The sequence below is a fragment of the Mycolicibacter nonchromogenicus genome (assembly GCF_002101775.1).
In the GTDB taxonomy this organism is placed as follows: Bacteria; Actinomycetota; Actinomycetes; order Mycobacteriales; family Mycobacteriaceae; genus Mycobacterium; species Mycobacterium nonchromogenicum.
Genome location: NZ_LQPI01000016.1, coordinates 1 through 14,545, shown reverse-complemented (window position 1 = coordinate 14,545; position 14,545 = coordinate 1). Strand labels below are relative to the sequence as shown.

The following is a 14,545-nucleotide window of genomic DNA, read 5'->3' as shown; positions in this document are numbered from 1 at the left end:
GCGGTATCGGCAGCGCCGGCGGAACGGGGGGCGCCGGCGGCAACGGCGGTGACGGCGGTACCAGCAGTGGCACCTTCATCCCCAACAGCTACGCCAGCGGTGCGACCGTCGGCGGACTGAGCGGCCAAGGCGGAGTGGGCGGTACGGGCGGTATTGGCTTCGGAAGCGGCAGCACCGGCGGGGCTGGCGGCGTCGGCGGCAATGGTGGTGACGGCACCGACATCGGGGGAACCGGGTTCGGCCGGGGAGGTTTGGGCGGATCGGGCGGCGACGGCGGCAGCGCCTTCAACGGCGGCACCGGCGGCAACGGCGGCAACGGCGGTGACGGCGGCAACGGCGGCACCGTCTCCTCCACCGACAGCACCTCGGTCGGGCACGTGGCAGAGGGCGGCGACGGCGGCGACGGCGGAAGGGGCGGCACTGCTGACGGTTCCATTGACGCAGGCGGCGACGGCTACAACGACCTTGCCGGCGGCAACGGCGGTGACGGCGGCAACGGCGGCAATGCGTCCAGCATCTCGCAAGGCGGCGCCTGGGGCGGACGGGGCGGCTACGGCGGCGCCGGCGGGGTAGCCCACCCCGGCGCCGATGGTCGCGGCGGTGACGGCGGCGCTGGGCAATCCGTCACTGACGGTTTCAGCGGCGACGGCAACTACGGCGGCCACGGCGGCGACGGCGGTCTCGACGGCACACCCGGCACGCCCGGGGAGCCCGGATGACGCAGCGACATGAACCGCCAAATCCGACAACGACTTCCCCGACTCCAAGGAGCAATCATGTCCGGTCGACGCAACAGCAAACAACACCACGGCATCCGACTGACCGGCCTGGGTAGCGCAGCCGGCGCGGTCCTGGCATTCGGCCTGGCACCGGTAGGCAGCGCACCGGCCCAAGCCGATCCCTTCGACTGGATCGTCGACCTGTTCGATCCGGCCAGCTGGTCATGGCTGAGCGTCGAGAACAACGCCGACCTCGACCTGGCCGACTGGACCGGTTGGCTGTCCAGTCTGGGCGATCCGACGGACCACGGCCTCTCACCGGCTGCCGCCGACCCCAACCCCACCCTGGCCGAATTATTCGACACCTGGATCTACACCCCGATCCACGACGCCGGCCAGGCCTGGCTGGCCACCCCTTCCGGCATCGAGACCAGCACCTGGATCAACACCCTCTTCGGCAACGGCCAACTGCTGATCGGCAACGGCGCCGACGGCATCAGCGGCGGCACCAACGAACAGGCCATGGGCGGCGACGGTGGACTGTGGTTCGGCGACGGCGGACACGGTGGCACGTCTGGCGGCGGTTGGGGCGGCAATGGTGGCAACGCCGGGTTCTTCGGCAACGGCGGCGCGGGCGGCTACGGCGGCGGACCCGGCTCCGGCGACTATCCCGGTGACGGCGGCGACGGCGGCAACGGCGGGTTCTTCATGGGCCACGGCGGCGATGGCGGAGGCGGCGGGGACGGGGCCGCTGGCTTCAACGGCGGTTATGGCGGCGACGGCGGCGACGCGGTGAGCTGGCTGTTCGGTAACGGCGGAGCAGGCGGGCGCGGCGGGGACGGCGGGGACGGCGCGGCCGGTGTAGCGGGCGGCGACGGATGGTACGGCGGCGACGGAGGAAGTACATTCGCACTCTTCGGTGACGGCGGCATTGGCGGAGCCGGCGGAAACGGCGGTGACGGTGGGTCCGGCGGCGACACGGACAACGGCGGCGACGGAGGCTACGGCGGCCTCGGTGGCAACGGCGGTAACACCAGCACCGGCGTCGGCGGCGGTGGCGGTGCGGGCGGCCGCGCCGGCAATGGCGGTGACGGGGGCACCACCTCCGGCAGCGGCGGAAACGGCGGCAGCGGCGGGCACGGCGGCACCGGCGGCTGGGGATTCGACAACTCCGCGCGCAATGCGGGCGTCGGCGGGGACGGCGGCCGCGGCGGCGACGGCGGCACGGGCAACGGTGTCGGCCACGATGCGGGTGCCGGTGGATGGGGCGGCGGGGGCGGCGTCGGCAACATCGGCGGCGCCGGTGTCGGCGTCGGTAGCACCGTCGGTGCGGGCGGCAACGGTGGCCACGGTGGCGATGGCAGCGGTATCGGCGGCCGGGGCGGTGGCTACGGCATCGGCGGTAGCGGCGGCGTGGGTGGCGAGGGTGGCGTTGCCTTCAACGGCGCGACAGGCGGCGCGGGCGGTGACGGCGGCCTCGGCGGCAATGGCACCGGCGGCAGCGTCGCCACCGGGCAGGGCGCCATGGGCGGCGTCGGCGGCGACGGCGGCCGGGGCGGCGACGTCGATGGCTCCATCGATGCGGGCGCCGACGGCTACAACGACCTGCTTGGTGGCGCAGGCGGCGACGGCGGTGTCGGCGGCAACGCGACCACTGCCTCCGCGGGCACCGCTGTCGGCGGGTTCGGTGGCACCGGCGGCCAGGGCGGGGTCGCCCACCCCGGCGCGGATGGCAGCGGAGGTGTGGGCGGCGCGGGCCAAACCGTCACCGACGGCATCGGCGCCGCCGGCGGCGATGGCGGTGCGGGCAGCCCCGACGGGACACCCGGCACGCCGGGTGTGCCGGGCTAATCCAGCCGGGCCATCCAGCCGTGGGTGTCGGCGAAGGTACCGCGCTGAATCCCGGTCAGGGTGTCGCGCAGCGCCATGGTGACCTCGCCGGGCTGGCCGTCGGCGATGGTGAACTCGCCATCCGCGGACTTGACCTGTGACACCGGGGTGATGACCGCGGCGGTGCCGCAGGCGAACACCTCGGTGATCTCACCCGAGGCGGCCTTCTTCTGCCATTCACTGACATCGATCTTGCGTTCTTCGACGCTGAATCCAGCGTCAGTTGCCAACTGCAGCAACGAATCCCGCGTGATACCGGGCAGCAGCGAGCCGGACAACTCCGGAGTGACGAGGCGCGCCGAGCCACCGGTGCCGAACACGAAGAACAGGTTCATCCCGCCCATCTCTTCGACGTAGCGACGCTCGGCCGCATCCAGCCACACCACCTGGTCGCAGCCGTTGTCGGCGGCCTGGGCCTGGGCGACCAGCGACGCCGCGTAGTTGCCGCCGAATTTGGCGGCGCCGGTCCCGCCGGGGCAGGCCCGCACGTACTCCGTCGACAGCCACACACTCACCGGCTTGATGCCGCCCTTGAAGTACGCCCCGGCCGGTGAGCCCATCACCAGGCAGCGGTACTCGTTGGCCGGGCGGACCCCCAGGCCCGGCTCGGTGGCGAAGACGAATGGCCGCAGGTACAGCGACTCCTCACCGCCCGGGGCCGGCACCCAGGCCGCGTCCACGGCGATCAGCTGCCGCAATGACTCGATGAACAGCTCGTCGGGCAGCTCCGGGATGGCCAACCGTCGCGACGACGCCCGCATCCGGGCGGCATTGGCCTCGGGCCGGAACGAGACGATCGATCCGTCGGTCCACCGATAGGCCTTGAGCCCTTCGAAGACCTCCTGCGCGTAGTGCAGGACGATGGCCGACGGGTCCAACTCGATGGGTCCGTAGGGAATGACCCGCGCATTATGCCAACCGGCGTCCACGGTGTAGTCGATCGACACCATGTGGTCGGTGTGGAACTTGCCGAAACCCGGCTCCGCCAAAATGGATTCGCGCACCTCGTCCGGCGTCGGGTTTGCGGTGACCGACACGTGGAACTCGAGGAGGCTGCTCGTCATGCAGCGATTGTATAACCGGTGCGCTAGCGGGTTTTTGCCGCGACGAACGGCGGCGTCACAACCTCGCACTCGACAGCGCGGCCGCGCACGTCAACGGTGAGCTGTGCGCCGTCCGCAACGCCCGCCTCGGTGTCGATGAGTGCCAGCGCAATGCCGGTCTTCAGCGTCGGCGAGAACGTGCCTGACGTGGTGACGCCCACCCGGCGGTCACCGTCGAGCACGGCCAGGTCGGCACGCAACACTCCCCGACCGGTGGCGCGCAGGCCGCGCAGCAACCGCGAGGGTCCGGCGGCCTTCTCCGCCAGCAGCGCGTCCCGGCCGAAGAACGACTCCTTCTTCCAGCCGATCGCCCAGCCGCAGCGCGCCTGCAGCGGCGAGATGGTGGGCGACAGTTCGTGGCCGTGCAACGCGTAGCCCATCTCGGTGCGCAGGGTGTCGCGGGCGCCCAGGCCGGCCGGCTCGCCGCCGATCTCCCGTACCGCCTCGACCAGTGCGTCGAACACTACCCCCGCGGAGTCCCACTCCGGCAGCAGCTCGTAGCCGTGTTCTCCGGTGTATCCGGACCGACACACCCGTACCGGCACCCCGGCGAAGGCGGCATCGGCGAACGCCATGTAGTCCATCTCGGTCGGCAGACCAAGACCCGCCACCACCTCAGCCGATCGTGGGCCCTGCACCGCCAGCACCGCGCGTGAGCGGTGTTCGTCGGTGATCGTCACCCCGGCGGGCGCCGCCTCCTGCAGCACGGCCACCACGGCCGCGGTGTTGGCGGCGTTGGGCACCAGAAAGATCTCGTCGTCGGAGACGTAGTACGCGATCAGGTCGTCGACAACGCCACCGGATTCGTTGCAGCACAACGTGTATTGGGCCTGTCCCGGCGTGATTCTGGTCAGGTCGTTGGTGAGCGTCGCGTTGACGAAGTCCGCCGCGCCCGGACCGCGAACTGTCGCCTTGCCCAGGTGGCTGACGTCGAAAAGACCCACGGCGGCGCGGGTGGCATTGTGCTCGGTGACGGTACCGGCGTAGGACACCGGCATCAGCCACCCGCCGAACTCCGCGAAGCTGGCGCCCAACGCGCGGTGGCGCTCTTCCAGAGGTCCGTGTTGCAGTTCGCTCACGTCGAGCCAGCCTAATCGGCACACTGGAACCAATGGTGGATTGGGATGCGCTTGAAGCTGCCGGTATCGCGGACGCCAGGGACCGTGCGGGCCTGGTCGAGTACCTCGACGGCCTCGGTTTCTCCGTCGAGGAGATGGCCGACGCCGAGCGTCGCGGCCGATTGTTCGGCCTGGCCGGTGACGCGGTGGGACGTTCGGGCCCGCCCGACTACACGCTGCGTACCGCCGCAGAGGCCTTGGGCGTGCCACTCGAAGACGTCGCGCAGGCCTGGCGGATGCTCGGGCTGGCGGTCCCCAGCCCGGACACGCCGGCGCTGAGCCAGGCCGACGTAGACGCGCTGGCCACCTGGGTCCAGATGCGCTCCTACCTCGGCGAGCCCGTCGACGGCTTCCTACGCGTGCTGGGGGCGACCATGGCGCGGCTGGCCGAGGCCGAGTCGTCGATGATCCGGCGCAGCGCACCCGACATGTGGCTGGGACACACCCGCGACGAACTCCGTACCGCCCGGGCCTGGCGATCGGTCGCGGGTTACATCCCGCGCATCGGCGCCATGATCGACGCCGTCCACCGACAACATCAGGTCAGCCACCGCACCTTCCTCGAAGCGCTGGCCGCCGGGCCGGCGCCCAGCCTGATGTGCGGCGTCGGGTTCGCCGACCTGACCGGCTTCACCGCGTTGACCCAGGTCCTCACGTCCGCGGAGCTGGCCACGCTGCTGACCGAGTTCGCCGGCACCGTCGCCGACGTCGTGCATACCGACGGCGGCCGGGTGGTCAAGTTCATCGGCGACGCGGTGATGTGGGTGAGCGCGACCGGAGAACTGCTGGCCAAGGCGGCGATCGACCTTGTCGAACATCCAGAGGCCCGCAGGGCCGGACTGCAGGTACGCGCCGGGGTGGCCTACGGCGAGATGCTGGCGATCAACGGCGACTACTTCGGCACCCCGGTCAATCTGGCCGCCCGCCTGGTGGATGTGGCCGTGCCCGGCCAGGTGCTGGCCTCTACCTGCGTGCGCGAAGAGCTCCCCGACTGGCCGGCCACCCTTCAGGAGCCGTTGACGCTCAAGGGTTTCGACAAGCCCGTCCCGGCATACGTATTGCACCGGAAACCACATCGTTAGGGTTGAGTGCGTGAGCACCGCACCCGGATACCCCGCCCCCTCTGTCACCGTCGCCGCTTCGCTGCCCGCAACCGCCGACGAGGCCGTGTTGATCGTGCCGGTCGTGTCGGCCGGCGACGACTCCGAGTCCGGCGCATCGGTCGCCGCAACCGAGCCGGCGCTGCCCGCCGAGGCAGTCGCCGAGATCGAGGCGGGACTGCGCGCGCTGGGCGCCAAGGGCGGCAATGAGCAGGTGAACCGGCTGGTGGTGGCATCGCTGCCGGTGGCCAGCGTGGTGACCGTCGGGCTGGGCAAGCCACGCGATTCCTGGCCGGCCGACACCGTTCGCAGGGCCGCGGGAAACGCGGCGCGTTCACTCAACGGCACCGCGACGGTGATCAGCGCGCTGAGCGGGCTGCCCGGTGAAGGGCTACTCGCCGCCAGTGTCGAGGGACTGCTGCTGGGTGGCTACCGGTTCACCGCGTTCCGCAGCGCAAAGACCGCCCCCAAGGAGCCGGGCCTGGAGGCGGTGACCGTGCTTTCCGCGGCGGACGACGCCGAGGCACAGGCCGCGCGTGGCGTCGACGTCGCCACCGCGGTGGCCACCGCGCGTGACTTCGTCAACACCCCGCCCAGCCACCTGTTTCCGGCCGAGTTCGCCGACCGCGCCAAGGCTCTGGGAGAGTCCGCGGGGCTGGACGTCGAGGTGCTCGATGAGCAGGCTCTCGCCGAGGCCGGCTACGGCGGGGTGCTCGGAGTGGGACAGGGTTCCTCGCGGCCGCCGCGTCTGGTGCGGTTGATCCACCGTGGGTCGCGCCTGCTCGACAACCCCGGCGGCGCCAAGAAGGTGGCGCTGGTCGGCAAGGGCGTCACCTTCGACACCGGCGGCATCTCGATCAAGCCGGCGGCCTCCATGCACCACATGACCTCCGACATGGGCGGGGCCGCTGCGGTGATCGCGACGGTGGTGCTGGCCGCCCGCCGCGGTCTGCCGATCGACGTGACCGCCACCGTGCCGATGGCCGAAAACATGCCGTCGTCCACCGCGCAGCGCCCAGGCGACGTGCTCACGCAGTACGGCGGCACCACCGTCGAGGTGCTCAACACCGACGCCGAGGGACGGTTGATCCTGGCCGACGCGATCGTGCGGGCGTGTGAGGACAACCCGGACTATCTCATCGAGACCTCGACGCTGACCGGGGCGCAGACGGTGGCGCTGGGCGCCCGCATCCCCGGGGTGATGGGTTCAGACGAGTTCCGTGACCGGGTGGCGAGCATCTCGCAGGCTGTCGGCGAGAACGGTTGGCCGATGCCCTTGCCCGACGAGCTCAAAGAAGATCTGAAGTCGACGGTGGCCGACCTGGCCAACGTCAGTAGTCAACGCTTCGCCGGGATGCTGGTCGCCGGGGTGTACCTGCGTGAGTTCGTGGCAGACGGAGTCGAATGGGTCCACATCGACGTCGCGGGACCGGCGTACAACTCCGGCGGCGCCTGGGGCTACACCGGCAAGGGCGGCACCGGAGTGCCGACCCGCACCATGTTCGCGGTGCTGGAAGACATCGCCGCGAACGGGTGAGCCCCGGCGAGCGTCAGGCGTTCTCGTCCACGCTCTGGGCCTTGCGCACCGGGCTGGGCGGCCGTTCCACGCCCCGCTGAAACGACAGCGCCACGCTTTGCACCAACATCAGCACCGAGAACACGGCAACCCAGAACCAGGATTCCGTCGAATTCAGGTGGGATGACGCATCATTTTTCGGCAACGCCGCCATCGAGCGGACTACGGCCGCGACGATCACAACGGTGCTCAAGTACGGAAACGCGGTCCGAATGCGGCCGGCTACGGGCCCGATCGGCGACTCGCTGCGCCGTCGCGCCCGGCCGAGGATCCAGGCGATCGCGCAGGTCACGGCGATGACGACGGTGACCGGAACCGACAGCCGATTCGCGTCATCCCACAGCGGTTGCAGCGGCTGATGCGTCTGCTGATCGCCGCGCGAAAGCGCCAGGTCCGACAGTGTCGCCTCCACGAAGAACACCGCAATCGGCGGAACCAGAACCGCGACGATGAACACACAGTGCTTGATGAGGGTGCCGGCGCTGCCCGACACGAATTGCACGACGGCGTACAACAAGATGTAGAGCGAAGCCACAAAAGATATGGCGCCCAACAGTTCTGCCGATGCGGCCCGTCCATTGCCGACCGCACATCCCTGCTCGCCGGCCAGCAGGCTGTATTGCACAGCCGTCAGGAACAGCCCCAGAAACGCATTCATCAGCGCGACCCCGGTAAGAGTCTCGTGCTCGACCTCGCGCGGGTCCGGCGAATGACCGTCGCTACGACGCCGGTACGCGCGATCGAGCACCAGATTGATGACGACGAACGCGAAACCGGCCAGCAAACCGGCTAGTTGGGCATAGTTGCGGGCCACGATCGATATGTCGAAGCCGGTCCACAGCTCACAGGCTGCGGCGATCTGTTCTGCGGGCACCCGCGCGATAGTAGTGACGTCTCAGCCTGCCGAAAGCGCTTTGACCGACGGCGCGGTGCGCGACACGGGACGGCGTTGCGGCCACCTCGATGTGTGCCGACGAGACCGCAATGACAGGATGGTTTTCAACAGTCCACCTGGGCACCGCCCTCGCCTCACCACTGACGTGGTATCCAGGGAAATGACGTGCAGCGACCGATCGAGCGAGGAGTCAACAACGATGGCCTTCTCAGTCCAGATGCCCGCCCTCGGTGAGAGCGTCACCGAAGGAACGGTGACCCGCTGGCTCAAGCAGGAAGGCGACACCGTCGAGGTCGACGAGCCGCTCCTGGAGGTCTCCACCGACAAGGTCGACACCGAGATCCCCTCGCCGGTGGCCGGCGTGCTGACCAAGATCATCGCCGGCGAGGACACCACGGTCGAGGTCGGCGGCGAACTGGCCTTGATCGGCGAGGCCGGTGAGAGCGCCGAGGCTCCGTCGGCCCCCGCGGAACCGGCCGAACCGGAGCCGGAACCGGAGCCGGAACCGGAGCCGGAACCGGAGCCCGCTGCGCAGGCCCCGGCTGCTCCCGCACCCGCCGAACCGGCTCCCGCTGCGCAGGCCCCGGCCGGAGACGGCACCCCGGTGCTGATGCCCGAATTGGGTGAGTCGGTGACCGAAGGCACCGTCACGCGCTGGCTCAAGCAGGTCGGCGACACCGTCGAGGTCGACGAGCCGCTGGTGGAGGTCTCCACCGACAAGGTCGACACCGAGATTCCCTCGCCGGTGGCCGGCACCCTGCTCTCGATCACCGCCGGTGAGGACACCACCGTCGAGGTCGGCGGTGAACTGGCCAAGGTCGGCTCGGGTGCCCCGGCGGCCCCCGCCGCGCCCGAGCCGGCCGCTCCCGCTCCTGAACCGGCGGCTCCCGCGCCCGCGCCCGAGCCTGCTCCCGAGCCTGCGCCCGCTGCCCCGGCACCGGCTGCGCAGGCCCAGCCCGAACCCACTCCGGCTCCCCCGGCGGCACCCGCCGCCGCGCCCGCGCCCGAGCAGCCCGCCGCCGAGGCTCCGGCCGGCGACGCCGCACGCTATGTGACCCCGCTGGTGCGCAAGCTCGCCGCCGAGAAGAACGTCGACCTGAGCCTGGTCACCGGCACCGGGGTCGGCGGCCGAATCCGCAAGCAGGACGTGCTGGCCTTCGCCGAGAAGCAGGCCGCACCGCAGCAGGCGCCGGCCGCTCCGGCCGCTGCCGCCGCCCGCCCGGCCGCTGCGGCACCCGCCTCGGCGCTGGCGCACCTGCGTGGCACCACCGCCAAGGCCAACCGGATCCGTCAGATCACCGCCAAGAAGACGCGCGAATCCCTGCAGGCCACTGCCCAGCTCACCCAGGTCCACGAGGTCGACATGACCAAGATCGTGGCGCTGCGGGCCCGGGCGAAGGCGGACTTCGCCGAACGCGAGGGCGTCAACCTGACCTACCTTCCGTTCATCGCCCGCGCGGTGATCGACGCCCTCAAGGCGCACCCCAACGTCAACGCCAGCTACAACGAGGACGCCGGCGAGATCACCTACTACGACGCCGAGCACCTCGGCTTCGCGGTGGACACCGAACAGGGCCTGCTGTCGCCGGTCATCCACAACGCCGGTGACCTGTCGCTGGCCGGACTCGCGCGGGCCATCGCCGACATCGCCGCCCGGGCTCGCTCGGGCAACCTCAAGCCCGACGAACTGTCCGGGGGCACCTTCACGATCACCAACATCGGCAGCCAGGGTGCGTTGTTCGACACCCCCATCCTGGTCCCGCCGCAGGCCGCCATGCTCGGCACCGGAGCCATCGTCAAGCGGCCGCGGGTGATCGTCGACGAGGCCGGCAACGAGTCGATCGGCGTGCGCTCGGTCAGTTATCTGCCGCTGACCTACGACCACCGTTTGATCGACGGCGCCGACGCCGGCCGGTTCGTGACTACGATCAAGAACCGACTCGAAGAAGGTGCGTTCGAGGCGGACCTGGGTCTGTAGCGGCTCGGTGGCTTCTGGCGAAGAGCTGCAAGAGGATTCAGCTGTGAGCAACCGCATTGTCGCGATCGCCGGCTCTTCCGGGCTGATCGGCTCGGCTCTGATCTCGGCGTTGCGCGCCGAAAATCACCAGGTGCTGCGGATCGTGCGGCGGGCGCCGGCCAATGCCGGCGAGCTGCAGTGGGATCCCGAGGCCGGTGACATCGACGTCGGCGCGCTGGCCGGGGTCCACGCGGTGGTCAACCTGTGCGGCATCAGCGTCGGGGACCGCCGCTGGTCAGGGGCGTTCAAGCAACGCCTGCGCGACAGCCGCATCACCCCGACCGAGGTGCTGTCGACGGCAGTCGCCGAGGCCGGGGTGCCGGTGCTGATCAACGCCAGCGGAGTCGGCTATTACGGCGACACCGGCAACCGCACGGTCGACGAATCCGCCCCGGTTGGAACGGATTTTCTGGCGCAGCTATCCGAAGACTGGGAAGGGGCGACGGCCCCCGCCCAGAAGGCGGGAACCCGGGTGGTGCTGGCCCGTACCGGCATCGTGCTGTCGCGGTCGGGCGGCGCCCTGGGCCGGTTGCGTCCGCTGTTCTCGCTGGGACTCGGTGCCCGGATCGGCAACGGCCGGCAGTACATGTCGTGGATCAGCATGGCCGACGAGGTCCGGGCACTGCTGTTCGCGATCTCGCAGGACACGCTGTCGGGCCCGGTGAACCTGACCGGTCCGGCGCCGGTGACCAACGCCGAGTTCACCGCCGCGCTGGGACGTGCCCTCAACCGCCCCACCCCGATGCTGCTGCCCGCGTTCGCGGTCCGCGCCGGGCTCGGCGAATTCGCCGAGAGCCTCCTCACCGGCCAGCGAGCCATTCCCGCCGCGTTGGAGCAGGCCGGCTTCCGTTTTTCCCACCACACCGTCGGCGAGGCGCTCGCCTACGCCACCTCCCGTCCGACCCCGCAGTAGCCACCTGCGCCGAGTAGCCTGCGAACATGGTGTCCATCCGCTCCAGCGCCGCACCGATCGAGGTGCGCCAGCTGGGCACCGTCGACTACAGCGACGCCTGGCAACTGCAACGTGAGCTGGCCGACGCCAGATCAGCCGGCGGCCCGGACACCCTGCTGCTGTTGGAGCATCCCCCGGTCTACACCGCCGGGCGCCGTACCGAGCCGCACGAGCGCCCCACGGACGGCACCCCGGTGATCGACACCGACCGGGGCGGAAAGATCACCTGGCACGGCCCGGGCCAGCTTGTGGGCTATCCGGTGATCGGTCTCGCCGAGCCCTTGGATGTGGTGAATTACGTTCGACGCCTTGAAGAGTCACTCATCGAGGTGTGTAACACATTGGGTCTCAATACGGTTCGGATAGACGGCAGGTCCGGGGTATGGCTGCCGCCGGGCGGCGGCCGGCCCGCCCGCAAGGTCGCCGCGATCGGCGTCCGAGTGGCCCGCGCCACCACATTGCACGGATTCGCGCTCAATTGTGATTGTGATCTCAGTGCGTTCGGCTCGATTGTGCCGTGCGGGATCACCGACGCGGGTGTGACATCACTCTCGGCCGAGCTGGGCTTTGTGACCGGCGTCGAGGATGTTCGGCAAGCCGTGGCCAGAGCGGTCGTCGATGCGCTCGACGGCGTGCTGCCGGTGCGCGAGCATTCCGGTCCGCGCGTAACATCGAACAGGTGAGTGCCGCCCCGGAAGGCCGTAGGTTAAGCCGTGCCGAAGCACGCAACGCCGAAACTCCGATCGAACGCAAGCCCCCGTGGATCAAGACCCGCGCCCGAATGGGTCCGAGCTACACCCAGCTCAAGGTTCTGGTCAAGCAGGAAAAGCTCCACACGGTGTGCGAGGAGGCGGGCTGCCCCAACATCTACGAGTGTTGGGAAGACCGGGAGGCCACCTTTCTGATCGGCGGCGAGGTCTGCACCCGCAACTGTTCGTTCTGTCTCATCAAGTCGGGTAAGCCGCCCGAGCTGGACCGCGACGAGCCGCGCCGGGTGGCCGAGAGCGTGCAGTCCATGGGGCTGCGGTATTCGACGGTCACCGGTGTCGCCCGCGACGATCTGCCCGATCAGGGATCCTGGCTCTACGCCGAGACGGTGCGTGCCATCAAGGCCCTCAACCCGTCAACCGGTGTCGAGCTGTTGATCCCCGACTTCGGCGGACGGCCCGACCTCTTGGGCGAAGTATTCGAATCCCGCCCGGAAGTGCTGGCGCACAACGTCGAAACCGTGCCGCGCATCTTCAGACTGATCCGGCCCGGCTTCAGCTACGAGCGCAGCCTTGACGTGCTGACCCAAGCACGCGATGCCGGGCTGGTGGCCAAGAGCAACCTCATCCTGGGCCTGGGCGAGACCACTGACGAGATCCGAGCGGCACTGTCGGACCTGTACGACGCCGGCGCCGAACTGGTCACCATCACCCAGTACCTGCGCCCCACCGAGCGGCACCATCCCATCGAGCGGTGGGTCAAACCCGAGGAGTTCGTCGAGCACGCCCGCTATGCCGAGGAGCTGGGCTTCTCCGGAGTGATGTCCGGGCCGCTGGTGCGCTCGTCGTACCGGGCCGGGCGGCTCTACCAGCAGGCGCTGGAAAACCGGGCACGCCGCGAACAGGCCCCCGCCACCGCCCACGGCTGACTGACGCCCCGGCCGACGGTAAGCCCCGCTGGGTATCCTTGGTAGCTATGCCCAGACCGCGCACCACCCCCGAGAACAAGGCTGCCCGGGCGGAGGCGAAAGCCGCCCGCAAGGCCGCCAGCCAGCAGCGCCGCACCCAGCTGTGGCAGGCCTTCCAGCTGCAGCGCCAAGAGGACAAGCGGCTGGTGCCCTACATGGTCGGCGCCTTCTTGCTGGTCGCCGGTGTGACGACGGCGCTCGCCCTCAACGGCGGCACGTTCGCCAAGGTGACGACGATTCCGCTGGGCCTGGTGCTGGGCGCCCTGGTCGCATTCGTGATCTTCGGCCGACGGGCTCAGCGGTCGGTCTACCGCAAGGCCGAGGGGCAGGCCGGGGCTGCGGCGTGGGCGCTGGACAACCTGCGCGGCAAATGGCGGGTGACGCCGGGAGTGTCCGCCACCGGCCAGCTCGACGCCGTGCATCGGGTGATCGGGCGGCCGGGCATCATCTTCGTCGCCGAGGGTTCGCCGTCGCGGCTCAAGCCGCTGCTCGCCCAGGAGAAGAAGCGCACCGCCCGGCTGGTCGGTGACGTGCCGATCTATGACGTGGTGGTGGGCACCGGCGAGGGCGAGGTTCCGCTGGCCAAGCTGGAACGTTTCCTGACCAAGCTGCCGGCCAACATCACGACAAAGCAGATGGACTCGCTGGAGTCCAAGCTGGCCGCGCTGGGTTCGCGGACCGGCCCCGCGGCCATGCCCAAGGGTCCGCTGCCCGGCGGCGCAAAGGTGCGTGGCGTCCAGCGCGCGGTGCGCCGACGCTAGTTCCCGCGAAGGTCAGCGGCTGCGCACCACGGCAGTCGCGGTGGCCCGGTCCTGCAGGCCACGGCCGTCGGCGTCGGCGAACAACGCCGGGACCACCAGCGCGATCAGCAATCCGCGGATCGCGGCGCGCCCGACGCCCACGCCCGGGCCCGGGCCGTCGACGGGGACCACTCGCAGCCCGCAGGCGTACTGCCCCGGGGTGAAGCCGAACAGCCGGACCGCGGCCACCCCGAGGACCAGCCACACTCCCAACACCACCGTCGCCAGGTATTCCGGGGTCACCACGCCCGCGGCCACGCCCAGGCCGGCCAGCCCGTAGGCCATCAGCCAGTCCAGAGCCAGGGCCACCATGCGGCGCCCCGTCGGAGCCAGGGAACCCGGGCCGCTGGACGGCAGGCCCAGGCTCTGTCCCGGAGCAGTGTCGGAATGGCTGGGTCCGGCAGACTCCGGCCCGGACAGCCAGGAGGAGAACGTGCGGCTCATGGCCCCCACGATAGGCGGCGGCGTCTCCGAACCCGACATGGACGGGCGCTCCGTGGTTGCGTAACGTCAGCGTCACCTCAACGTCCGACCCGGCAGCGCAGGAGGAAAATTCCGTGACCGACAAGACCGCCGACGACATCGTCAAACTGATCGCCGACGAGTCTGTTGAGTACGTCGATATTCGTTTCTGCGACCTTCCGGGTGTTATGCAGCACTTTTCGATCCCGGCCGCCGCGTTCGACGAGTCGGTGTTCGA

12 protein-coding genes and 2 pseudogenes are annotated in these 14,545 nt (G+C 70.1%); 10 read left to right on the top strand and 4 right to left on the bottom strand.

All coding sequences use genetic code 11. From position 1 onward, the window contains the following. Both AWC18_RS21565 and AWC18_RS22155 read left to right on the top strand, forming a co-directional pair. Window positions 1–719: pseudogene (locus tag AWC18_RS21565) on the top strand (hypothetical protein); the annotation flags it as partial. A 57-nt stretch (window positions 720–776) separates the two neighbouring features. Next, on the top strand, window positions 777–2,570 hold the full coding sequence (locus tag AWC18_RS22155) for a hypothetical protein (protein ID WP_272937676.1): 1,794 nt from the start codon (window positions 777–779) through the stop codon (window positions 2,568–2,570). On the opposite strand, the gene AWC18_RS00540 is transcribed toward AWC18_RS22155, so the two are convergent. Both AWC18_RS00540 and gcvT read right to left on the bottom strand, forming a co-directional pair. Then, complete coding sequence (locus tag AWC18_RS00540; RefSeq protein ID WP_076047813.1) at window positions 2,567–3,673, bottom strand: branched-chain amino acid aminotransferase; 1,107 nt, start codon at window positions 3,671–3,673, stop codon at window positions 2,567–2,569. The genes AWC18_RS22155 and AWC18_RS00540 overlap by 4 nt on opposite strands. Before the next feature lie 23 nt (window positions 3,674–3,696). Then, a complete protein-coding gene (gcvT, locus tag AWC18_RS00535; protein WP_085136982.1) occupies window positions 3,697–4,791 on the bottom strand; it encodes a glycine cleavage system aminomethyltransferase GcvT in 1,095 nt (364 codons plus the stop codon). A 32-nt stretch (window positions 4,792–4,823) separates the two neighbouring features. Here gcvT and AWC18_RS00530 point away from each other — a divergent pair, with 32 nt between their 5' ends. After that, window positions 4,824–5,912, top strand: a complete 1,089-nt coding sequence (locus tag AWC18_RS00530) for an adenylate/guanylate cyclase domain-containing protein (protein WP_085136980.1) — start codon at window positions 4,824–4,826, stop codon at window positions 5,910–5,912. Between the two features lie 10 nt (window positions 5,913–5,922). Continuing rightward, on the top strand, window positions 5,923–7,467 hold the full coding sequence (locus tag AWC18_RS00525) for a leucyl aminopeptidase (RefSeq protein ID WP_085136978.1): 1,545 nt from the start codon (window positions 5,923–5,925) through the stop codon (window positions 7,465–7,467). A 13-nt stretch (window positions 7,468–7,480) separates the two neighbouring features. Here the strand turns inward: AWC18_RS00525 and AWC18_RS00520 are convergent, their stop codons facing one another. Continuing rightward, on the bottom strand, window positions 7,481–8,380 hold the full coding sequence (locus AWC18_RS00520; protein WP_085136976.1) for a hypothetical protein: 900 nt from the start codon (window positions 8,378–8,380) through the stop codon (window positions 7,481–7,483). Between the two features lie 220 nt (window positions 8,381–8,600). On the opposite strand from AWC18_RS00520, the gene sucB reads away from it, so the two are divergent. The 5 genes from sucB to AWC18_RS00495 are packed head-to-tail and all read left to right on the top strand — an operon-like array spanning window position 8,601 to window position 13,806. Then, window positions 8,601–10,379 (top strand): 2-oxoglutarate dehydrogenase, E2 component, dihydrolipoamide succinyltransferase, encoded by a 1,779-nt coding sequence (gene sucB / locus AWC18_RS00515; protein ID WP_085136974.1) that lies wholly within the window; start codon window positions 8,601–8,603, stop codon window positions 10,377–10,379. A gap of 43 nt (window positions 10,380–10,422) precedes the next feature. Further along, a complete protein-coding gene (locus AWC18_RS00510; RefSeq protein ID WP_076049886.1) occupies window positions 10,423–11,331 on the top strand; it encodes a TIGR01777 family oxidoreductase in 909 nt (302 codons plus the stop codon). A gap of 26 nt (window positions 11,332–11,357) precedes the next feature. Next, a complete protein-coding gene (gene lipB / locus AWC18_RS00505; RefSeq protein WP_085136972.1) occupies window positions 11,358–12,053 on the top strand; it encodes a lipoyl(octanoyl) transferase LipB in 696 nt (231 codons plus the stop codon). Beyond that, complete coding sequence (locus AWC18_RS00500) at window positions 12,050–13,006, top strand: lipoyl synthase (protein WP_076049884.1); 957 nt, start codon at window positions 12,050–12,052, stop codon at window positions 13,004–13,006. The genes lipB and AWC18_RS00500 overlap by 4 nt, the downstream gene beginning before the upstream one ends. 47 nt (window positions 13,007–13,053) lie before the next feature. Then, window positions 13,054–13,806 (top strand): DUF4191 domain-containing protein, encoded by a 753-nt coding sequence (locus AWC18_RS00495; protein WP_064997769.1) that lies wholly within the window; start codon window positions 13,054–13,056, stop codon window positions 13,804–13,806. Between the two features lie 12 nt (window positions 13,807–13,818). Here AWC18_RS00495 and AWC18_RS00490 read toward each other — a convergent pair whose 3' ends face one another. After that, complete coding sequence (locus tag AWC18_RS00490) at window positions 13,819–14,289, bottom strand: RDD family protein (RefSeq protein ID WP_085136971.1); 471 nt, start codon at window positions 14,287–14,289, stop codon at window positions 13,819–13,821. A 113-nt stretch (window positions 14,290–14,402) separates the two neighbouring features. Here AWC18_RS00490 and glnA point away from each other — a divergent pair. Then, window positions 14,403–14,545 (top strand): annotated as a pseudogene (glnA, locus tag AWC18_RS21880) (glutamine synthetase); the annotation flags it as partial.